A 20,246-nucleotide genomic window follows, 5' to 3' on the forward strand; every position below is an offset into this window, starting at 1 on the left:
CCCGACACCTGGATGGTGACGCACGTGTCAGGTCCTCACCGGAACCGGATCTACCTCGGTGCGATGGTGGGAGTGGTCGTGACGTGCACGTACATTCCGACCGATCCGCCGAAAACGCCCGAGAACGTGAAGAGCCGATCAGCGCTCTCCAGGGGCAGCTTTTTCAGCGGGCGGAGGCCAGGGTCGGTCCACCCCTTGCCGGTGTCCAGATCACCCCAGAACCAGATCTTCGTCGGTCCGTCGACGCCCGACCCCCAGCCCAACTGGACACCGACCTGACCATAGGCCTGGACGGTGGCCTTGAAGGGGACGCCGGTCAGCTTGCCGACGGAGAGGAGTTCCTGGGCCTTGAGACTGGTGTGCGGGGGCACCGTGATCGTGTCTTCACCGGCGTAGGTGACGGTCTCGGTGTGACCTGATTTGTAGCCGCCCTCGAAGCTGACCTCGGCAGACGTCGACAACTCTCCCTCCCCGATGAGCGGCAGTCCGACAGTGACTTTCCCTCCGGCGGTCAGCTTCAGCCCGCTGCGAACGTCCCACTCGTAGGTGTCGGTGATCTGCTTGGAGTAACTGATCTGGTGCGTGATCGTCGCGTCCGCCGCATTGTCGAATTCTGCCTCGGACAAGACCGTCGGGGTCTTGGTCAAATGCCCGGCGAAATCGTCATAGTCAATTTCGATGAGGTGCAGGGCGACTTTCGAGGTGTCCCAGTCGTAGATCGTAGAGCCGTCGAGCGAGGGGTGCCCGTCTATTTTGCTGACCCAACGTTTAGCCAGAGCGGCTCGGAGTTGGGCGTTCACATCGATTGCGTCCATTTACTGGTCCTTTCGACCTCTGTGGCGGGCACCTAAAGCACGCACACGTGACGCTATCAGCAGGGTTTCTCCAATCTCCCTGCGCCCCCGATGATTAGCCGATCCCTCGCTCAACGGTCGGATCTCCGTGCGCCAAAAAGCACCTACCCGACGCTCGCCGCCGCCGCCGAGGTCTCAGCAAAAAAGCGTTCCTGGCATCTCAAAATCAGGGGAATCTATTGACTTTTCTCGAGAAATTTGCTTCCATTGCGCCGCAAATGGCCTGTGTGTGCCTCGCTCTTCCGCATCCTAGATGCCTTGCATCACATGTCGATGGCGGTTGAGGAGTAGACAGTAACGCCGCCGAAACTGACCAGTTTCAAGCGCCGTCGACATGCTCAACGCCCACAACGGCAAGGGGCAGCAGTTCGACTGGGTGTTCGTTGTGGCGAATTGGAGGAACGTCACGTCCCGGGCAGCCGCAGTGGACAAGGAGACGCATTGACGAAGGAGCAGCGCGTTCTGCTCGTCATGCTGTCGCGAGCCCGTCAGGGTCTCATCGTTAGTGGAACGCAGCTGGCGAAGGGCCGTACACGGCTACCCAGAGCCACCGGTGGGCAGGAATCGAGGCACCGTTCGCCCTGCTGGAGCGGTCGCCCGGCGAGTTCTCTCCGCCTAACCCTCGTCCTCGAGTTTGCGCCGGAGCCGCCGCACCTCGGCCTCCGCCTTCGCCAACTCCGCGGCGAGCTGCTCCCGCTGGGTCGGCGGCGCCGCGGTCTTGGTCCGGGGCACCAACCAGCCAATCCGCTGATAGCCCGTGACGTTCTTGGCGTAGGCGCACGCCCAGCACTCCCGATCGGGCTCGGGCAGGGGGAACCCGAGATCAAGCATTCGGCGCAGGTGATCACGCCGCGGCCCCTCCTCCGGCCAGGCACGCGGCCCTTCCGCCGCCCAATAGTCCTCCAACTCCTGACGCATCTCGTCACGGCGCACGGTCGAGACCAGGCGCGGTCCGCCCTCCGGAGTGAAGTCGAGATCCGTCGCGACTCTGCAGGCGTGTCCACAGGCGAGTTGCACCCGCCAGGAGGCCGACGAGTGCGGCTCGGAGTGCCGGATCACCGCCCAGATCTCGGGGCTCATGTCGTGCTGCGGTTCCTCGGGATCGGCCGGGAACTCGTGGATCTCGCGTTCGTACCATTCCACGATGTCCTGGTAGGGCCGCACCACCGGGTGTTGACTGCACCAGTATTCGCCAGCGGGTAGCCGCCGCTCGGTGAAGGGGTCGGTGTCGCCGTGCTGATCGGGGTAGGAGTCCTTGCCGCGGGTGAAGACTTCCCGCACGCAGCCACACTCCAGCTGAATCTGCCACCGGTAGATATCCTCCGCCTTCGGCACGAAGAGGGGCCAGAACTCGCGCCGATAGCGCTTCTTCAGTGCGGCGACTGCTTTCTCGAACTCCTTGACTGCCTGGGCACGCGGCTGCGCCCGACCCGGTACGCGGGTGAGCAGGGAGCCCACCGGCTCCGCCGTCGCGTCCATGAATCCCCGTCCCCCGTCGTAGAACAGCATCTGTGCCTGGCTGTTGAGCGGTGTCCGCCTCCGCCCCGGCCTCGTCGGTGGGCACGGCCCGCCGCCCCACTCAGCCTACGTCGGAGCGGTTCCGGCAGCGGCCGTCGCCGGGCAGGAGCGAAGTCGCGCTGAACCGAGCCACGCCCGGAAGCCGGCGTATTGAGGGCTCGTCGGTGATCGTGGGAAGATGAGAGTGACCGGCCCGGGTCGTTGGCTCGACCTAGTCGCGGCCATTCGGACCAGCACCGCCCCCGGCGTAACCGGGCTGTGCGCATGTGGAACGACTGGGCGAAACATGCCTAGGCAGTCTGTTAGCACCTGCCCAGCTAACACTCATCCTTGTTTGCAACGGTGTCTCCACTGACGGCGGTCAGGTGGGTCAATCCGGTGGTCCGGAAGTCCTCGGTGAGTTCGGGTTGCATCCGGGAGGTATCACCCAGCACGAGGGCAGGTAGGAGCGCCCGCGGCTCTTCGGCGGCTTCACTGACCGAGGCCCGCAGCCCGGAGCGCACGCGTTCCACCAGCCGCAGTCCCGCGTTCGGCTCGGCGAGCGTACGCACCGGGCCGTTCAAGGTCAGGATCGCAGCCTCGGGTACGCCCGGGTCCGGCACCCGGAGGCGGCCACGGACCTCCAGCGTGGTGCCGACGCGGGCGTCCAACACCCCGTCGAGGTAGTCGCCGGAGCCACGCACCACGACCTGCTGCCGGACCAGGTCCCGCATCCCGCGCCCGCTCACCTCGCGGGCCTCGCCGGTCAGCACCGCAGAATCGGCGAATCGGCCGGAGCGCCGCTGGGGATCGGTCAGCACCGTGAGTTCCAGGTTCACCACTGCCTGGTCCTCGGCGAGGTGGCGCAGCGAGGAGGAGGTGACCAGGTCGCTGCGCAGGCCGCCGATCGCTGCGCTCACCGCAAGGGTCAGCGCCACCGCCGCGAGCAGCCAACTGCGCCGCAGCCGGGCGAGCAGCAGGACCGGCAGTGCCGCCGCGCCGACCCCCAGCACAGCCCCCGGTACGCCGCTGGTCGCCACCCACATCCCGGCCCAGGCCGCGACGGCCAGCGGCACCAGGCGCAGATCCACGCGGCGGCGGGTTGAGTCCGACGCCCCGGCCGCATCGTCCGGGGATGTCCCGGCCGGGCGCTCAGGACCCGCGGGGTCAGACCGTGACATGCGGTGCGAGTTCGGCAAAGGTCTTGGCGCCGATTCCCGGCACCTCCTGAAGCTCCTCGATCCGGGTGAACCTGCCGTGTTCCTTGCGCCAGGCCAGGATCTTCTCCGCCGTCTTCGGCCCGATCCCGGGAAGCGACTCCAGTTGGGCCTGGGTCGCATTGTTCAGGTTGAGTTTCTGGCCCGGCCCGGGCGTACCGCTGCCACCCCCGCCCCCGCCGCTGCCGCCCCCACCGCTCCCGGCGCCGTCGCCCTCGGGCTGGCGTACCTGCCCACCCGGCGTGGCGGCCGAGCCGATCACGACCTGCTGCCCATCGCTGACCGGCTGGGCCAGGTTCAACTCCCCCGGGCGAGCATCGCCGGTCAATCCGCCGGCGGCCTCGATGGCATCGATGACCCGGGCCCCGGAAGTGAGCCGGACCACCCCGGGTTGTTTCACCGCGCCGACCACATGCACCGTGATCTGCTGCGGACTCGGTGTGGCGCTGGCACTCACCGCGGGAGCGGCCGACTCGGTCACCACGGCGGCGGCCGCCGGGACGGGAACCGGCTTCGCCCGCAGGACCAGATAGAGCGAAAGCACCAGGGCAATCGCGGCGATCACGCCCAGCACCATCAGATGCCGCCGCTCGAAGCCCCACCCGCGCAGCCGGTCTACGACCCCGCCGGCCCGGACCTGAGCCTGCGGTTCGCTACCCGAAGCCGGTTCCGGCCCCGCTGCGGCGCCCTCGGCCGCGGGATGCTCGGTGACCACCGTGTGTTCGGTGCTCAGCTGGTTCCGGCCGCCCGGCCGCTGGTGCGGGGGCACGATCCGGGTCGGGATATCGGCAGGATCCGGCAGCGACCGCTCGACGTCCGGCAAGGGGTCCGGACCCGACGGGGTCGCAATCAGCTCAAGCCGCTCGCGGACATAATCCGACAGCGGCCCGTGGGTGGCACGAGACATGCTCGAAGGATGGCCACGCGGCACGAAACCGTGCGGTCGGTCCAACTACCTGTGGACAACTCCTGCGACGACATCAGGTTGTGGACAAGGTCGCCGTCCGGGCTCAATCCCGCGGGAAGCTCACCCGGCAGCCATCGGCAACGAACGGCTCCAGCGCGACCTCTGTCCCGGTCTTGGCGCTCATCGCGCCACGATGAATGCCGCACACGATCTCCCGATCCGCGCGCGCCGCCCCGAGGACCGGGCACCGGGTCAGCAGCAGCGACCCGTCCTCGTTCTCCCGCGGGGCGAACCCCAACTGTGCCAACCACGGCAGCAGCGCACTCGAACCGGCCGAGCCCCACTCCGCCCCGGCCTCGAAGGCCGCCGCCGCCGGATCCGGCGCAGTCCGACGCAGATAGGCCGCCAGGATCGCGATCAACTGCCGATATTCGGCCAGCCCGGGAGCTCCGACCTCCCCCACCAACCGATAGCTCAGCGCCGGCCGCCCGCGGCCCTGCGGATCGGTCGGGGCAACCTCGACCAGCCCCTCGGCAACGAGTGCATCCAGATGCTCCCGCACGGTATTGGGGTGCTGTCCGCTCGCGGCGGCGATCTCCTTGACCTTCATCGCCGTCCCCTGCTCGGTCAGACAGGCCAGCACGCCGGCGCGGGCCGAGGACAGGCGTACGCTCGGGTCAGCAGCCGGGGACGGACCAAGAGTCATAGTCCGATTGTAGGTCGGCGGCGCGCCCCGGCCCGTGCCCGAAGGTTGCCTGTGGGCAACCTCTCGGCCCGGTCGGAGCCGCCCGCACACCAATTGGTCAACGAACCGGGAGGACGGCTGTCCCCCAACCCCGCGACCGCTGGGCGGGCCCCGGACCGTTGTGGCCGACCCGACCGGGCTCTAGATTTATGGGGCACAGCCGTTCACCGGTCCCCTCGCACACCAGGACCGCAAAGACCCGCCGGCCCCACTCCGGCGCCTCCCGAGCCCACCGCGACTCATTCGCCGCTGCCCATCGGCACGGCCCTCAACCACCCCGCCAGGGACTTGTCCCTGATTGGCTGCTGCCCGATCCCGGGCCGGCCGACCACGATGCATGGAGGAAATATGTCGAACTACCAGCCCGCCGAGCCCGGCGCGTACGATCAGCAGCCCTACGCCGGCCAGGCCTACGGCACCGGACAACTGCAGGAACACCCGCAGGCCCAGACCACCTTCATCCTGGGCATCGTCGGCATCTTCGTCGGCATCTGCGCGTTCATCGCCTGGTACCTGGGCGGCAAGGCCAAGAAGGAGATCGCCGCCGGGGCCCCCTACCAGTGGGGCGGCAACCTCAAGACCGGCTACCTGCTGGGCAAGATCTTCAGCATCATCTACATCATCGGCCTCGTGCTGTACATCATCATTCTCGTGGCCGCCGGAATCCTCGCCGCCTCCTCCGGCAGGTGAGCGAGCCCCGATCACTGATCCGGTGACCGGCCCCAGGGATCGGAGCCCTGCGGGCCGGAGAAGCCGTCCTGCGGACCCACGGGCGCGGAAGTCCCGTGCGGGGGTACTGCCCCCTGCGGCCGGGCGATTCCGGCCCGGCCACCATGGGGGACCGACGGCGGCGCCTGGCGATTCCGGTGGCGCCGCAGCACCAGCGCAGTGATCCCCACGCCCACGATGCCGACAAGGACCAGCAGGAGCAGGATCACCAGGATCTCTGCGGCACCTATCGGCATGGTTCCTCCTGGGTCGGGTCGGACGCCGCGGACTCTACCGGTACGGATCGGTGATTTCGCGCAGCGAGAGCATCGCCCGGCGCAGTTCGGCCATCAACGGCTCCCCCAGCTGCTCGGTCCACTCGGCTTCGATCGCGCGTTCGGTGGCCCGCGCCAGCGGGCCCGGGCCGAGCCACGCCTGAGCCGTCAGCCGGACCAGCCGGGCCCGCCCGTCGGTCGGGTCCGGCACCCGCTCCACCCACCCGGCCGTTTCCAGGCGGTCGATCAGCGCGGTCGCGGTCTGCTTGGTGATCTGGGCCGCCTCGGCCAGTTCCGACAGCCGCGTACCCTCGGGATTGATCCGGGCCATCACCCGAGCCTGGGCCAGCGTGATGTCATAGCCGGCGTCCTGGATCGCGGTCACGATCCGATTTTCGGCCGATCGCTGGGCGATGTACATCAGCACCAGGATGGACGGTTCACTCATGGGTGCCTCCCTCTTGCAGATAGTACCAAAAACGAACTAAAATGGTTCGCACATCGAACTACTTGCTCATGAGATCCGAGGTCGTCATGCCTGAGCCCACCCCGTCGATGTCCGGTCTGGCCCTGTCCCGACCCAGCGATGATGCAATCTGGAGCGCCGTCTCCGCACTTCGCCTGGCCACCGCCGATCTGCTCGAGACCCTCACCGAGGCCGAGCTGGCGACGCCCTCGCTGTGTGCCGGCTGGCGGGTACGCGATGTCGCCGCCCACGTCAGCCTGCAGGGGCTCGGCCTGCGCGACTTCCTGACCCTGGCGGTCAAGTACTACCGCGGCGGCGGGACCAACACCCTGATCCGGCGTTCGGCCCAGTTGAAGGCCGCGCAGGTTCCGTTGCCGCAGATCCTTGCCGAACTGCGCGCCCTCGCCGCGACACGGCGTCCGAACTTCGGGCTGTCCGCGATGGAAGCGTTGACCGACATCCTGGCCCACAGTCAGGACATCGCCCTCCCCCTGGGCCGTACGCTGGCCGTCGAGCCCCGCGTCGCGGCGTGGGCGGCCACCGGGTCGTGGCTGTTTCGTCGCCGGGACCGGTTCGGGGTCGTCGGCGCGCCCCCGCTGACCGGCGTCACCCTGACCGCGACCGATGTCGATTGGTCGATGGGTGACGGCCCGGTGGTCCGCGGACCGATGCTCGCGCTGTTCATGGTCGTGGTCGGGCGTACCGCGACTCTCGCCCAACTCGACGGCGTCCCGGTCCAGCCGGTCTGACCCGGATCAGGCCGGGACGATCGAGACCAGCTTCGGTGCCCGGACGATCACCTTGCGTACCTCGCGTCCCTCCAGGGCTCGCTGGACGCCGGGATCGGCCAGCGCCAACCGCTCCAGTTCCGCCTCGGAGGTGTCCGCGGCGACCTCCAGCTTGGCGCGGACCTTGCCCTGCACCTGCACCACGCAGGTGACGGTGTCCTGCACCAACAGCGACTCATCGACGCTCGGCCACGCGGCATTGGCCACCGACGGGGCATGCCCGAGGATCTCCCACATCTCCTCGGTCACATAGGGGGCCACCACACTGAGCAGGATGGTGAGCGCCTCGGCCGCTTCCCGGACCGCCGGGTCGGCCCCGCCGACCCCGGAGTCAATCGCCTTGCGGGTGGCGTTGACCAGCTCCATCAACCGGGCCACGACGACGTTGAACCGGTGGTCGTCCAACAGGGCGGCCACCTCGGCCACGGTCCGGTGGGTGACCTGGCGCAGCGCCCGGTCGCCCGTGCTCGGATCGGTGCCCGGGGCGCTGGTGACATCCCCGGCGATCCGGTACGCCCGCTGCAGGAACTTCTCCGTCGAGCTGGGGGACACATCGGCCCAGTCGATGTCGTCCTCCGGCGGACCGGCGAACACGATCGTGGTTCGCACCGCGTCCACCCCGAAGGCGTCGATCTGCTCGCCGAGGTCGACCCCGTTGCCCAGGGACTTCGACATCGCCTTGCCCTCGTTGATCACCTGGCCCTGGTTCAGCAGACGACGCATCGGCTCGACGAAGTCCACCATGCCCATGTCGTGCAGCACCTTGGTGAAAAAGCGCATGTAGAGCAGGTGCAGAATGGCATGCTCCACGCCGCCGACGTACTGGTCCACCGGCATCCAGCGCCGCACGTCCGCGGGATCGAACGGCCCCTGGGTGTAGCCGGGCGAGCAGTAGCGGAAGAAGTACCAGGACGAATCCACGAAGGTGTCCATCGTGTCGGTGTCCCGCTCGGCCTTCCCGCCGCACCGCGGACAGGCCACCTCGCGCCACTGCGTCGCGGCCGGGCCGGCCAGCGGAGAGGTGCCCTTCGGAGCCAGATCCTCGCCCCGCAGATCGGGCAGGACCACCGGCAGCTGATCCTCCGGCACCGGGACCTCGCCACAGGACGGACAGTGGATGATCGGGATCGGGCACCCCCAGAACCGCTGCCGGGACAGCAGCCAGTCCCGCAGCCGGAAGGTGATCGCCCGGGTGCCGCGCCCGGTGGCCTCCAGCCGGTCGATCATCGTGCTCACCCCGGTGGCCTTGTCGGTCAGCCCGTCCAGGATCCCGGAGTTCACATAGGTCCCGTCGCCCGGCGTGGCGACGAAGGTTTCGGCCGGGTCGGCCTCACCGGTCTCGACGACCTTGATCACCGGCAACCGGTACTTCTTGGCGAAATCGAGGTCGCGCTGGTCGTGGGCCGGGACGGCCATCACCGCGCCGGTGCCGTAGTCGGCGAGCACGTAGTCGGCGGCGTACACCGGCAGCTTGGCGCCATTGGCGGGGTTGATCGCGTGGACGCCCAGGAACACCCCGGTCTTCTCGCGGTCGGTGGACTGCCGCTCGATCTCGGTGGCTCGCTTGGTCTGCTCCAGGTAGGCCTCGAACTCGGCGCGGTGCTCGTCGGTGACGATCTCGGCGGCCAGGGCCGCCTCCGGAGCGACCACGAAGAAGGTGGCGCCGTAGAGGGTGTCGGGTCGGGTGGTGAACACCGTCACCGGCTCCTCCCGGCCTTCGATGGCGAATTGGACGTGGGCCCCCTCCGAGCGCCCGATCCAGTTGCGCTGCATCGCCAGGACGCGATCGGGCCAGCCGCCCTCCAGCTGCTCCATGTCGTCGAGCAGGCGCTGGGCGTAGTCGGTGATCCGGAAATACCACTGGTTCAGCTGCCGTTTGGTGACCGGGCTGCCGCAGCGCTCGCACATGCCCTGGACGACCTGCTCGTTGGCCAGCACCGTCTGGTCGGTCGGACACCAGTTGACGAAGGAGTCCTTGCGGTAGGCCAGGCCGCGCTCGTAGAACTTGAGGAACAGCCACTGGGTCCAGCGGTAGTACTCCGGGTCGGAGGTGTGCAGTCGGCGGGTCCAGTCGATGGCCAGGCCGTAGCGTTTGAAGGAGTTCGCCTGGGTCTCGATGTTGGCGTACGTCCACTCCCCGGGGTGGGCGTTGCGCTTGATCGCCGCGTTCTCGGCGGGCAGGCCGAAGGAGTCCCAGCCGATCGGATGCAGCACTTCGAAGCCACGCAGACGCCAGTAGCGGGCGACGATGTCACCCATCACGAACGCCTCGGCGTGGCCCATGTGCAGATCGCCGGAGGGGTAGGGGAACATGTCGAGCACGTAGCGGGTGGGCCGGGTGGTGGCATCGTCGGCGACGAATGTGCGATCCTCGGCCCAGAACGCCTGCCACCGCTGCTGGGCGGCGGCGGCGTCGTAGGTCTGGTGTACCTGCTCGGTCAAAATCTCTCCCTGTCCCGACGAACGCGGTGATCCTATCCCAACCCGACCCTGCGGCCCGGGTTCTGCCGAGGGGTGTACCGGTCGCCGGATCAGCGCCGGGAGGCGAAGGTGAACTCCTGCAGTTCGCGCCGGGTCGGACCCTGGGCCTCCGGCCGGCTCACCGCCACCGCACCGGCATTCACCCCCCGCTCCAGGATCGCCTGCCAGTCCAGGTCGGCCGCGATGCCGCACAGTACGCCGGCCATGAACGAATCCCCGGCCCCGATCGTGTCCACCACATCCACCGCCGGGGCAGTTGCCTGCCAGATGCCGCCCGGGGTGATCGCCACCGCGCCCTCGCCGCCCAGGGTGAGCAGGAACGCCGACAGCTCGAACTGGTTCAACCAGGTGCTGGCGATCGAGTAGGGCGTACCCACCGCACCCGCGCCGACGGCCAGGAAGGCGATGTCGTCGGCACTGGCCTTGACCACCCCGTGGCGCCGTCCGACCGCGCCCAGCCAGAGCCGGACGATCCGCCAGTACTCCGCCGGGTCGGGAATCACATCCGGGCGTACGTTCACGTCGTAGGACAGCCGGGCGTCGGTCTCCCAGGCCCAGTCGAGCAGGACGCCGGGCCCCGACCCGACCACGGTGGCCAGGGTCCCGACGTGCAACCAGTCCTGCTCGGTCAGCTCGGGCAGTTCCTCGGCCCGCCAGCCGAAGTTCGCGGTGTGGGCGAAATGGAAGGTGTAGCTGGCATTGCGTTGCGCGTCCAGGTCGACCACGGCCAGCGAGGTCGGCTCGGCACTGGTGACGCACAGATCCAGTCCGACCCGATTGCGCAGCAGATGCTCACGCAGTTGCTGACCGAAATGGTCGGTGGACAACCGGCCGAGGAACTGGGTCGGCTCCTCCAGTCGGGCCAGGCTGACCGCGGTGTTCATCGGTCCCCCGGCCGAGCGGGCCTGCCACCGCGACATGGCCGGATCGGGCCCCGGCTTCTCCGGAACCAGATCGATCAGCGCTTCCCCGCACACCACGAATCGCACCTGCTCAGGCTACTGAGCGATCCGGCCCCGGCGCAGCAAGATCGGCCCGCCAGTGTTCCCACATCTCGGGCGGGGCGGTCAGTCGGCGGATCGATCGCAGGATCGAGACCAGGCCCGCATGCGGATTGAGCCCCTCGGCCCGTTCCAGGCATGCGGATTGCAGCGCCCCGTTCCCGCTCAACCAGGCGGCGATGCCGAGCAGGCCCAGCACCGGCACGTCGAAGGGCTCGAGCGCGACGGCAACCACCTGACGCCACAGCGCCACCTGCTTGTCGGCGGTCTCCCGGTCGAAGCCGAGCAGCACCGCGTCGCGCACCGGCGCCTCGTAGACCAGCAGCGCGAGCAGGATGGCCTCCTCGGTGCTCAGCAGGGACCCGGACGCCAGGTGCGTACGCACGAGTTCCTGGACCAGATCAACCTTCGCCTCGATCCGGCCCAGGTCGTACCAGTCCTCCAGCACCGGGTCGTACGCCGCCCGCAGCGCCGCCCGGGTCGCCTCGTCGGGCCCGTCGGCCCACCCGACCAGTTCGTCCCGGCTGGACACCGTGGTCAACCCGGCCAGCACCGCCTGCGCGGCCCCACTGGTCTCGGCGACCGCGTACGGAGTCCCTTCGGGCGGGCAGCACTCCCCCTCACAGATCAGCGACCACCAGCGCCGGTCGTCGGTGTAGATCACGTCGGCGATCGCCACCAGCCCCTCCACCGCCTCGACGGTGTCCCACAGGGCCTGCTCCGCCTCCGGCCGGGACGCCGAGTAGCCGATCAGCACCGCCGTCTCGAGGTCGTGGCGGGCAATGACCTCCCGCAGCTGGGTCTGCGCCCCGGCGACCTCGGCCAGATCGACCCGCATGGTCAGGCGCAGGCGGCCGCCGCTCATCAGCACGACCACCAGGGATTCCCGGGGCGGAAAGTTCAGCAGGTAGGGCACCAGGCCCAGGATGTCGGTGGGACTGCCCACGCGTACGGTCTCGTTCATGCCCCGAAGTCTGTCCGCGGGCGGGCAAAAAGCGACGTCGCGGACTTCCCCACCTGTGGATAAGTCCGCGACGGCTTCAGCTGTGGAAAACCAGAGGTCAGGCGACCTTGCCGCGAGCCTTGCGCAGGGGCACGACGTTGTCGTTGATGACCTCGTTGTACAGCGCTTCGAACCGGGTCAGCGTCGAGTTGATCGCGTGCTTCTCGGTGAACTCCGAGCTGCGTCGCCCCATCCGCTCGCGCAGTTCCGGATCGCGCAGCAGCGTCTCCAGATAGCCGGCCAGTTCCTCGACATTGCCGGGTTCGAAGAGGAACCCGTTCTCACCGGGATGGACCAGGTGCGGCAGCGCCATCGCATTGGCCGCGATCACCGGCTTGCCGGCCGACATCGCCTCCAACGTGACCAGCGACTGCAGCTCGGCCACACCCGGCATCACGAACACGTCGCAGTGCCCGTACGCCTTCAGCAACTCATCGTCATCGATGAAGCCGCGGAAGGTGACGATCTCCTCGAGCCCGAGCTCGTGAGTGAGCTTCTTCCATTCCTCGCGATAGGATCCGTCGCCGACGATCTCGACGCGGAACTTCAGGTCCTTCGGCATCGCGGCGGCGGCCTTGATCAGCTCACCGACCCGCTTCTCCTGGTCCAGCCGACCGACGAACAGCACGGTCGGGACGGCGTCGTGCTGGGCGGTGCGCGAGGCGTTCTCGTAGGCGTCGCGGTCGATGCCGCAGGAGATCGCCAGGCCGGTCAGGTGGGCGCGCTGCTCCAGCAGCTCGATCGCCCGCGGGGTCGGCGCGGTGATGATCTTGGCGTTGCGGTAGACCCGGGAGAAATCCCACCAGGCGATGTCGGAGACCTTCTTCTGCGCCTTGCGCGGCATCGGCACCAGTTCCACCAGGTTCTCCGGCATGAAGTGGTTGGTCGCCACCAGCGGGATCCCCATCGCGGTCGCATGCTTGGCGGCGTACCGACCGATCAGGAAGTGCCCCTGGATATGGACGACGTCGGGGCGGACTTCGGTCAGGATCTGCTTGATCGCATGCGAGGCCGACCACGGCATGCAGATCATGAACTGGTCCACCAGCGGATAGCGGTGCGAGCGCAGCCGGTGCACGATCACGCCGTCGCGATCCTCCACCAGCGGGTGACCGCTGGTCGAGGGGGCGATCATATGCACCTCATGTCCGCGCGTGACCAAGCCGGTCGCCAACCGCTCGGTGAACCGGGCAGCCCCGTTGACATCGGGCGGGTACGTGTCGTGGGCAATCAGGATTTTCACTCCTGAGTTCCTTTCTTGATGGCGGCCTCAGCCACGCTGAGCTGCTCGCCGGCCTCGGACCGGTGTGCATCGGGATGATATTTGGACAACAGGAAGACACCAAAAGCGGCCAGCACCCCCATCGCGACCATGCCGGTGGCCGAGACCGCATCCAGGTGCGCCCCCTCCCCCAGCACCGCGATGCCGAACGTGACCGCGGTCAGCGGGTCGGCGACGGTCATCGCCCCCACCACGATCTCCGGGGCGCCGACCGCGTGCGCCTGCTGGATCAGCAACATCCCGACCAGGTAGCAGACCCCGATCCCCAGCAGGGTGATCCAGAAGTACGGATGGGCCCAACTGCCCGCATTGAACATGGTCCAGCCGACCTTCATCAGCGCGGTCGACAGGCCGTAGATGATCGAGCCGGCAGCCGCCCAGCACAGGGTGCGGAACTGCACGGGACCGTGGCGGGCCGGGATGATGCAGGCGAAGGCGATCCCCAGCGTGATCAGTGCACCGATCAGGATCCGCGGGGGATGGATCACGGTGTCGGGCAGCGGATCGCGGGTGGCGAACCAGGTGAACATCACCAGGCCGACCACGGCCAGCACAATGCCGATGACCATGCGCGCGTTGGGGGCGTGGCGCCGCAGCCGGGCGGTGATGATGACCGAGATCGGGACGGCCAGAATGCCGACCGGTTGCACCACCGACACCGGGGCCAGGTTCACCCCGATCAGGTGCAGCAGGGCTCCGACGGCCACGATCGCCGAGCCGCTCAGCCACCAGCGATCGTGCAGCATCGACTTGAACCGGCCGGGGGTGAGATCGGTGGACTGCGAATCCCCCGCCGAATTTCCGATGCCGTGATGCTGCAGGATCGCTCCGACCGCGAAGCAGAAAGAGGCGATCATGGCGAGGCCGATCGCGATGACTACCTGCTGTGTCATGGTCGTTTCCCCTGCCCGGATGGTTGCTGCACACTAAAAACTCTCTCACGATTCGCCCGGTTTGCCCTGCTGGACAAGCCCGGATCGGTCCCCCGGTCTGATCCCCGGATCGGCCGGGGGTCTCCCTGTCGGGGTAGCCCCCGTGAGACGGATCACACCCGGTCGTTCCGCTGCGCCGAACGCCGCCGGCCGGAGCAGCAGGCAAGGCGCCCACCCAGGGGGACGGTTCGGGTCGGCCGGCGGCGGTAGGGTCGGCGGCGTGCGTATCGCGACCTGGAATGTGAACTCGGCCAAACAACGCCTGCCGCGGTTGCTGCCCTGGCTGGAGCAGCGCCGCCCCGATGTGGTGTGCCTGCAGGAGACCAAGCTGAGCGAGGCCGCCTTCGCCGAGGCGGTGGGTGAGCCCTGTGCGGAGTTGGGCTACGCGTACGCGACCTCCGGACAGGAGCAGTGGAACGGGGTGGCGCTGCTGTCCCGGGTCGGGCTGGCCGACGTGGAGCGCGGTTTTGCCGGAATGCCGGGGTTCCCCGAGGCCGAGGCCCGCGCGATCAGTGCCACCTGCGCCGGGGTCCGGGTGCACAGTCTGTACGTGCCGAACGGGCGAGTGCCGGATTCGGACCACTACCACTACAAGCTGGACTGGCTGAAGGCCCTGCGCGAGGTGGTGGCCGCCGGGCCCGCCGAGGTCGCGCTGTGCGGGGACATCAACATCGCCCCGACCGATCAGGATGTGTTCGATCCCGAGGCGTACGCCGGGCACACCCACGTGACCGCCCCGGAGCGCGCCGCCCTGCAGGGATTGATCGACGTCGGCCTGGTCGATGTGGTCCGGGAGCACTGGCCGGACCAGGATCGAGTGTTCAGCTACTGGGACTACCGGGCCGGGATGTTCCACAAGGATCTGGGTATGCGGATCGACCTGATCCTGGCCGGCCGCCCGGTGGCCGAGCGGGTCCGGGCCGCGTGGGTGGACCGGGCGGCGCGCAAGGGCAAGGGGCCCAGCGACCATGCCCCGGTGATCGTCGATCTGGACGAGGCCCCCGACGGCGATATCGGCCCGGTCGTACCGCCGGCCTCGGCGCCGGCACCGGTCCGCGGCACGACCCGGCTGCCCCAGAGCAAGGACTGACCGGGCCGCGCCGCCGACCGGACTGCCGACTCAGCTGTAGACGATGACCTTGTCGCCCTCGCGGACCTGATCGAACAGCCACGTCACCCCGGCCTTGTCCCGCACGTTGACGCAGCCGTGCGATCCGCCGGTGTAGCCGCGCGCGGCGAAGTCCGGGGAGTAGTGCACGGCCTGTCCGCCGGAGAAGAACATCGCGTACGGCATCGGGGTGTGGTAGATCGTCGACACGTGGTCGCGGGACTTCCAGAACACGCTGAACGCCCCTTCCCGGGTGGGCATTTCATCGACCCCGAAGCGGACGTCCATGGTCTTCTGCACCTGTCCGTCGACCACCCAGCGCAGTGAGTTGTCCTTCTTGGAGATGCACAGCACCCGCCCGGACAGGCAGCGCGGATCCAGGCCGGCGGCGGCCGGCGGGGTCTGCGCGCTCTGTCCCGGCTGCGGGGTCTGTGCCCCGGTCGGCGTGGGGGTGGGCGTCGGCCGGCCGGTCAACTCCTCGGTGCTCGGCTGCCGGGTCATCGCGGTCAACTGGTCCAGCGTCGGCTGATCGACCACACCGGTGGTGGGCAGGCCGCGCTTGGCCTGGAAGCCGTTGACCGCCGTCCGGGTGGCTGACCCGTAGTAGCCGGTGACCGGATCGGTGAACCAGTCGAGTTGCTTGAGGCGGGCCTGCAGGTCCCGCACCCGGTCACCCTGGGCACCCTGATCCAGCACGGGTACGCCGCCGGTCGGCGCCGCGGCGGCGGACTTCGACGGGGTGCTGGTCGGCGTGGGCGTCGGTGCGGCGGGGGCGGTCGGCGCGGCACTGCTCGCGGACCCGGTCGGGGTCGGGACACTCCCCCGGGTGGGCGCGGGGCTCGGCGTACCGGTGGGCGCCGCGCTGCGGGCCGCGGTCGACCGGGTCGCCGACGACTGCGGGGCGAGCGAGGTGTCCGGGGCCGTCGAGGCCTGCGCGGTCGGCGCGGGCGAGGTCGGCGTCGGCTCGATGCTCGGCTGCGTCGTGGGGTCGGTCGTCGCCGCCGGGGTCTGGTCGACCGCGGGCTGGTCGACCGCGGGCTGGTCGGCCGCGGGCTGGGTCTGACCGGCCGGCACGGGCGCGGCGACCGGCGGAACGGCCGATTGCTTGGCGCACCCGCTCAGGCCGACCACCGACACAACGAGTCCGGTGGCCAGCACAGTGCGCGCGGTGCGCCGCAGGGACGCGGGGAAGGGAGGCATGGTGGTTCCTTGGGGCAGCTGTCGTCACCCGTATGATGCTCGCCTCATGAGCCACATGGATGGCGACGCGCCACATGAGTCACAACTGAAACATTACTCACGAGCGAGACCCTGATCACAGTTGAAACCCTGATCACCGAGTCAAGAGACGCGGTCGGGTTCCACCACCCAGGTGTTGCAGCGGGCGTACACGATCCACTCGTGGTTGAATCCGGCCCGCAGCCACGCCGCCCGCGCTCGGGTCGAGCCGTGGGTCGTCTGTCCCGCGACGGTGTCGCCGGCGAGGTACTCGGTCCAGGCTAGGTAGTCGCTGTCGGTGGCGGTCCAGGACGGCCAGGTCGCCGACAGGATCGCCGCGCTCAGGCAGATGGCCTGCAACTCGTTGCGGCGGGTCAGTTCGGCGACCTGGGCGGGTGGCGCGTCCTGCAACCGGGCCTGCAGATCGCCGGTCACCCCGGCCAGTCGCTGCAGGTGGTGGGCGAACTCGTGGGCCAGGATGGTGTGGTACGCCAGCCGCCCGCCCCGCAGCGTCGGGTCATCGGTGCGGTCCAGATAGATGGTTTCGTTGCGGGGGCAGTAGAACGCGTAGCTGGCCTGGGACCCGCAGGGCGAATCGGTGGTCCCGGCGAACAGCTGCAGTCGGGGGCCGATCAGCTCGAGCCCGGCCCGCTGGAAGGCGTTGGTGTGCATCGCCACCAGGCAGTCCAGGATGCCGGTCAGATACGACTCGAGATCGGCGTCGGGCACCGGCACCGGGCGGCGCGGCTGCTGGGTGCAGGCGACGGAATTGGCCCGGAAGGTGATGTTGTACAGCCGGGAGTCCCGCGCGTTGAGCTGGGTGAAACCGGTGCGCGGGCGCCCGTCCGCCGCGGTGTAGGTCGGGCTGGCCAGGTTGGTGTTCAACTGGGCGTCGGGCACGGTGACCGCGACCTGGGGCAGCGGCCCGGCCGCCGGTACCGGGGACGGCTCCGCCCGGGTCCCGACCCCGAGGACCACACCGACCGCGACGAGGGCGCCCAGCACGACCGAGACCAGCACCGACACCAGGACACTGCGACGTTGCTCCATGCGCCCCCCGCTCGATCCGGCGCTCAGGCCACCTCCGCCGGCGCGACGACCCAAGTATTGCACCGGCCATAGGTGTTCAGCCGGTGGTTGAAGCCCGCCCGGAACCAGCGCTGCATCGCCGCCGCGGAGCCGTGGGTTCCCTCCCCGTATTCGACGTCGTTGTTGTCGGCGAACCAGCCCATCAGGTCGGTGTAGTCGGCGTCGGTGACCCCCAGCTCCCGCCAGGTCGCGCCGAGGAAGACGCCCTGGAAGCAGGTGGCCTGCAGTTCGAGCCGCCGGGAGAGTTCCAGCTGCCCGGCCCGGTCCAGGCCGGCCTGCCGCTGCGCGTAATCGGCGGTGATCCCGGCCAGCAGCTGCAGATGGTGACCGAACTCGTGGCTGATCAGATTCACATAGCCGTTGCGCACGGTGGCGTAGAACTTCTTGCCCGGATCATCGGCCAGCGTGTCGACGTAGATCGACTGGTCGTCGGGACAGTAGAACGCGTTGCGCGACTGGGTGCCACAGGCGCTGGTCACCGTCGCCCGGAAAGTGACCACGGTGGGCGTGGACAGGGTGATCCCCTGGGCGGCCAGGGCCGGCCGGTTCACCGTGACCAGGCAGTTCACGATCTGCTGGAGATGGTCGGCGAGTTCGTCGTCCGGAATCGGTGGCGTCCGGATGGGCAGCTTCCCGGCCGCGGTCCGGCAGCTCTGCGAGTTCGCCGGGAACCCGGCGTTGTACAGCCGCGAGGAGGCGGCGGTCATCTGCTGGTGGTCGGCCGGCGGCGGCGCGTCGTCGGCCCGGTAGGTCGGGTCGCCGGGCGGCAGCTGCACATCGGGAACCATGGGTTGCCAGGACGGTTCGCTCGCCGACCCGGAGGCGCTGGGGGTCGGCGTGGTCTCCTCGGTCCGCGCCGCCGAGTGCGGGGTCGCGACGGTGACCAGCAGGATCACGATCGCGACCGCCACGACCAGGCTCAGTCCGACCGCGAGCCCACGGCCCGGGCGGGGCACCGGCGCAGTGGACATCGGACTCCTCGGCGGACGGCGACAGGTTCCCGGGCAGGCTAGCCGACCGCGGCGGCCAACTCGCTCAGGACATCCAGGTGCGCCAGCAATCGGGTCCGCAGCGGCCGGGCCCGTTCGGCGAATTCGCGTTGCGCGGCGGCGTACGCGGCTCGGCCCGCCGCGGTCTCCACCCGGACCGGCTCGATCCCCCGCTCGGTCAGGTCGTACGCACTGGCGGCCATGTCCAGCCGGCGGATGTCGCGGGCGAGCTCGAAGCAGTCCACGACCAGCTCCGACTCGATCAGCGGGGACAGCTTGTACGCCGCCCGGTAGAGATCCATGTTGACGTGCAGGCAGCCCGGCTGATCCAGCGCGAGCTGGGTGTCCCGGGTCGGGGCGTACGCATTGAGCGGTTTGGCCTCGCGGGTGAAGAAGCGGTACGCGTCGAAGTGACTGCAGACCACCGGGCGCTCCTCCAGGATCCGGGCCAGCCGTTCCGGGTCGAAGCGCAGCGGCAGTTGCGGGTGGCGGGTGCGCTCGGGGCGCAGCCGGTAGACCATCGCCCATTCGTGCATCCCGAAGCAGCCGTACGCCGGGGCGCGGTCGGCGGTGGCCCGCAGCAGGGCGGTCAACCGGGCGATCGTGCGGGACCGCTGGGCCACCACGGCGGCGGTGTCCACCCGATATCCATGATCGGTGCGGATGTAGTCGCGCACCTCGGCGTACTCCTCGGCGTCCGGCAGTACGCCGGTGTGCCCGGGGTGCCAGCGACGCAACTGGTAGGGCCGGTAGGTGTAGTACTCCCACAGAAAGTCCTCGACCGGATCCTTGATGCCCCGGTCGGTGCGCTCGCGATGGCCGACCAGCAGCGTGTCGACGCGTTGCTGATGGCTGTCCCGGCGCTGCCGCCACTCCCCGATCACCTGCACGTGCACCGGCCTAGCGTACGCGGGCACCGTTCCCCTCCCCGGTCCACCGGTTGGGAAATGCGGCGAATCCTTGGGACCATAGAGGACGAACCCCCACCCCACGCCGCGATCGCCGCCGGTCGCGCACGAGAGGATACTAGTGAACATCGTCGACTGGGCCGTGAAGATCATGGGCGACCTGGGCGGCATCGGCGTCGCGCTGCTGCTGTTCCTGGAGAACGTGTTCCCCCCGATCCCGTCGGAGGTGATCCTGCCGGTCGCGGGCGTGACCGCCGGCACCGGGGTCAACACCTACTGGGTGATCCTGCTCTGGTCGGTCGTGGGTTCGCTGGCCGGGGCGTACGTGCTGTATGGGCTCGGCCGGGCCTTCGGCGCCGAGCGGGTCCGCTGGCTGTGCGAGAAGATGCCGCTGCTGGAGGTCGAGGACTTCGACAAGTCGGTGGCCTGGTTCGACAAGCACGGTCGGCTCGGCATCTTCTTCGGCCGGATGGTGCCCGGGATCCGGTCGCTGATCTCGATCCCGGCCGGGGTCTACAAGATGCCGCTGGGCCAGTTCTCCCTGCTGACCGCGGCCGGGTCGGCGATCTGGAACACCATCTTCATCACCTTCGGCTACTTCCTGGGTGAGAACTGGCACATCATCGAGCCGTACACCGACACCATCTCCAACGTGATCTACGTGCTCATCATCGCCCTGGTGCTGTGGTGGATCATCGCCCGGATCCGGCGGAACGCGCGTCGCGCCCGGGCCGCACAGGACTCGGTCCAGAGCGGTTCGACCGACACCACCGACTGA

Annotated in this window: 20 protein-coding genes; 4 read left to right on the forward strand and 16 right to left on the reverse strand. The window is 69.0% G+C overall.

The window, feature by feature from the left end; all coding sequences use genetic code 11:
• Positions 1-50: 50 nt before the first annotated feature.
• From G531_RS0109860 to G531_RS21710, 5 genes are all read right to left on the reverse strand, one after another.
• Positions 51-815 carry an ETX/MTX2 family pore-forming toxin gene (locus G531_RS0109860; RefSeq protein WP_026927131.1) on the reverse strand — a complete coding sequence of 255 codons (765 nt, stop codon included), beginning with the start codon at positions 813-815 and terminating at the stop codon, positions 51-53.
• A gap of 654 nt (positions 816-1,469) precedes the next feature.
• The gene (locus tag G531_RS0109865; protein ID WP_026927132.1) at positions 1,470-2,363 is read right to left on the reverse strand and encodes a hypothetical protein; all 894 of its coding nucleotides are present in this window, start codon (positions 2,361-2,363) and stop codon (positions 1,470-1,472) included.
• A 326-nt stretch (positions 2,364-2,689) separates the two neighbouring features.
• Positions 2,690-3,442, reverse strand: a complete 753-nt coding sequence (locus G531_RS0109870) for a ComEC/Rec2 family competence protein (protein ID WP_026927133.1) — start codon at positions 3,440-3,442, stop codon at positions 2,690-2,692.
• A 76-nt stretch (positions 3,443-3,518) separates the two neighbouring features.
• Positions 3,519-4,475: a helix-hairpin-helix domain-containing protein gene (locus tag G531_RS24555; RefSeq protein ID WP_051215318.1), complete on the reverse strand. Its 957-nt coding sequence runs from the start codon at positions 4,473-4,475 to the stop codon at positions 3,519-3,521.
• Positions 4,476-4,578: 103 nt separating this feature from the next.
• Positions 4,579-5,181 (reverse strand): helix-turn-helix transcriptional regulator, encoded by a 603-nt coding sequence (locus G531_RS21710; protein WP_081684010.1) that lies wholly within the window; start codon positions 5,179-5,181, stop codon positions 4,579-4,581.
• Between the two features lie 387 nt (positions 5,182-5,568).
• On the opposite strand from G531_RS21710, the gene G531_RS21715 reads away from it, so the two are divergent.
• A complete protein-coding gene (locus G531_RS21715; RefSeq protein ID WP_051215320.1) occupies positions 5,569-5,910 on the forward strand; it encodes a hypothetical protein in 342 nt (113 codons plus the stop codon).
• 11 nt (positions 5,911-5,921) lie between these two features.
• Here G531_RS21715 and G531_RS25675 read toward each other — a convergent pair whose 3' ends face one another.
• Both G531_RS25675 and G531_RS0109895 read right to left on the reverse strand, forming a co-directional pair.
• Positions 5,922-6,185, reverse strand: coding sequence for a hypothetical protein (locus G531_RS25675; protein ID WP_145978779.1), 264 nt, complete (start codon positions 6,183-6,185; stop codon positions 5,922-5,924).
• A gap of 34 nt (positions 6,186-6,219) precedes the next feature.
• The gene (locus tag G531_RS0109895; RefSeq protein WP_026927136.1) at positions 6,220-6,651 is read right to left on the reverse strand and encodes a MarR family winged helix-turn-helix transcriptional regulator; all 432 of its coding nucleotides are present in this window, start codon (positions 6,649-6,651) and stop codon (positions 6,220-6,222) included.
• A gap of 86 nt (positions 6,652-6,737) precedes the next feature.
• Between G531_RS0109895 and G531_RS0109900 the strand changes: the two genes are divergently transcribed.
• A complete protein-coding gene (locus tag G531_RS0109900; RefSeq protein WP_211221816.1) occupies positions 6,738-7,418 on the forward strand; it encodes a maleylpyruvate isomerase family mycothiol-dependent enzyme in 681 nt (226 codons plus the stop codon).
• Positions 7,419-7,424: 6 nt separating this feature from the next.
• On the opposite strand, the gene leuS is transcribed toward G531_RS0109900, so the two are convergent.
• The 5 genes from leuS to G531_RS0109925 form a co-directional block, all read right to left on the reverse strand.
• Positions 7,425-9,899, reverse strand: a complete 2,475-nt coding sequence (gene leuS, locus G531_RS0109905; protein WP_026927138.1) for a leucine--tRNA ligase — start codon at positions 9,897-9,899, stop codon at positions 7,425-7,427.
• Between the two features lie 89 nt (positions 9,900-9,988).
• Entirely contained in the window at positions 9,989-10,927 is a 939-nt protein-coding gene (locus G531_RS0109910) for a PfkB family carbohydrate kinase (RefSeq protein WP_026927139.1), read from the reverse strand.
• A 4-nt stretch (positions 10,928-10,931) separates the two neighbouring features.
• Positions 10,932-11,903, reverse strand: a complete 972-nt coding sequence (locus tag G531_RS0109915; RefSeq protein ID WP_026927140.1) for a DUF4192 domain-containing protein — start codon at positions 11,901-11,903, stop codon at positions 10,932-10,934.
• 97 nt (positions 11,904-12,000) lie between these two features.
• The gene (locus G531_RS0109920) at positions 12,001-13,185 is read right to left on the reverse strand and encodes a glycosyltransferase (RefSeq protein WP_026927141.1); all 1,185 of its coding nucleotides are present in this window, start codon (positions 13,183-13,185) and stop codon (positions 12,001-12,003) included.
• Positions 13,182-14,117, reverse strand: coding sequence for a DMT family transporter (locus G531_RS0109925; protein WP_026927142.1), 936 nt, complete (start codon positions 14,115-14,117; stop codon positions 13,182-13,184). Before G531_RS0109925 ends, G531_RS0109920 begins: the two co-directional genes overlap by 4 nt.
• Before the next feature lie 259 nt (positions 14,118-14,376).
• Between G531_RS0109925 and G531_RS0109930 the strand changes: the two genes are divergently transcribed.
• The gene (locus tag G531_RS0109930; RefSeq protein WP_026927143.1) at positions 14,377-15,246 is read left to right on the forward strand and encodes an exodeoxyribonuclease III; all 870 of its coding nucleotides are present in this window, start codon (positions 14,377-14,379) and stop codon (positions 15,244-15,246) included.
• 30 nt (positions 15,247-15,276) lie between these two features.
• Here the strand turns inward: G531_RS0109930 and G531_RS0109935 are convergent, their stop codons facing one another.
• The 4 genes from G531_RS0109935 to G531_RS0109950 all read right to left on the reverse strand — a co-directional run bounded on the left by G531_RS0109935 (position 15,277) and on the right by G531_RS0109950 (position 19,456).
• On the reverse strand, positions 15,277-16,464 hold the full coding sequence (locus tag G531_RS0109935; protein WP_081684011.1) for a L,D-transpeptidase family protein: 1,188 nt from the start codon (positions 16,462-16,464) through the stop codon (positions 15,277-15,279).
• Positions 16,465-16,605: 141 nt separating this feature from the next.
• Positions 16,606-17,532, reverse strand: a complete 927-nt coding sequence (locus tag G531_RS0109940) for a neutral zinc metallopeptidase (protein ID WP_026927145.1) — start codon at positions 17,530-17,532, stop codon at positions 16,606-16,608.
• Positions 17,533-17,555: 23 nt separating this feature from the next.
• Complete coding sequence (locus G531_RS0109945; RefSeq protein ID WP_026927146.1) at positions 17,556-18,542, reverse strand: neutral zinc metallopeptidase; 987 nt, start codon at positions 18,540-18,542, stop codon at positions 17,556-17,558.
• A 38-nt stretch (positions 18,543-18,580) separates the two neighbouring features.
• Positions 18,581-19,456 (reverse strand): hypothetical protein, encoded by an 876-nt coding sequence (locus G531_RS0109950; RefSeq protein ID WP_026927147.1) that lies wholly within the window; start codon positions 19,454-19,456, stop codon positions 18,581-18,583.
• A 133-nt stretch (positions 19,457-19,589) separates the two neighbouring features.
• On the opposite strand from G531_RS0109950, the gene G531_RS21720 reads away from it, so the two are divergent.
• Entirely contained in the window at positions 19,590-20,246 is a 657-nt protein-coding gene (locus G531_RS21720) for a DedA family protein (RefSeq protein WP_051215321.1), read from the forward strand.

This window comes from Granulicoccus phenolivorans DSM 17626 = NBRC 107789 = JCM 15570 (assembly GCF_000423085.1).
Taxonomy (GTDB): Bacteria; Actinomycetota; Actinomycetes; order Propionibacteriales; family Propionibacteriaceae; genus Granulicoccus; species Granulicoccus phenolivorans.

Coding starts and splice junctions, on each gene's coding strand:
- G531_RS25675 (WP_145978779.1), bottom strand. CDS start 6,185: ATGCCGATAGGTGCCGCAGAGATCCTGGTGATCCTGCTCCTGCTGGTC.
- G531_RS0109900 (WP_211221816.1), top strand. CDS start 6,738: ATGCCTGAGCCCACCCCGTCGATGTCCGGTCTGGCCCTGTCCCGACCC.
- G531_RS24555 (WP_051215318.1), bottom strand. CDS start 4,475: ATGTCTCGTGCCACCCACGGGCCGCTGTCGGATTATGTCCGCGAGCGG.
- G531_RS0109865 (WP_026927132.1), bottom strand. CDS start 2,363: ATGCTGTTCTACGACGGGGGACGGGGATTCATGGACGCGACGGCGGAG.
- G531_RS0109895 (WP_026927136.1), bottom strand. CDS start 6,651: ATGAGTGAACCGTCCATCCTGGTGCTGATGTACATCGCCCAGCGATCG.
- G531_RS0109935 (WP_081684011.1), bottom strand. CDS start 16,464: ATGCCTCCCTTCCCCGCGTCCCTGCGGCGCACCGCGCGCACTGTGCTG.
- G531_RS0109915 (WP_026927140.1), bottom strand. CDS start 11,903: ATGAACGAGACCGTACGCGTGGGCAGTCCCACCGACATCCTGGGCCTG.
- G531_RS21715 (WP_051215320.1), top strand. CDS start 5,569: ATGTCGAACTACCAGCCCGCCGAGCCCGGCGCGTACGATCAGCAGCCC.
- G531_RS0109925 (WP_026927142.1), bottom strand. CDS start 14,117: ATGACACAGCAGGTAGTCATCGCGATCGGCCTCGCCATGATCGCCTCT.
- G531_RS21710 (WP_081684010.1), bottom strand. CDS start 5,181: ATGACTCTTGGTCCGTCCCCGGCTGCTGACCCGAGCGTACGCCTGTCC.
- G531_RS0109940 (WP_026927145.1), bottom strand. CDS start 17,532: ATGGAGCAACGTCGCAGTGTCCTGGTGTCGGTGCTGGTCTCGGTCGTG.
- G531_RS0109945 (WP_026927146.1), bottom strand. CDS start 18,542: ATGTCCACTGCGCCGGTGCCCCGCCCGGGCCGTGGGCTCGCGGTCGGA.
- G531_RS0109860 (WP_026927131.1), bottom strand. CDS start 815: ATGGACGCAATCGATGTGAACGCCCAACTCCGAGCCGCTCTGGCTAAA.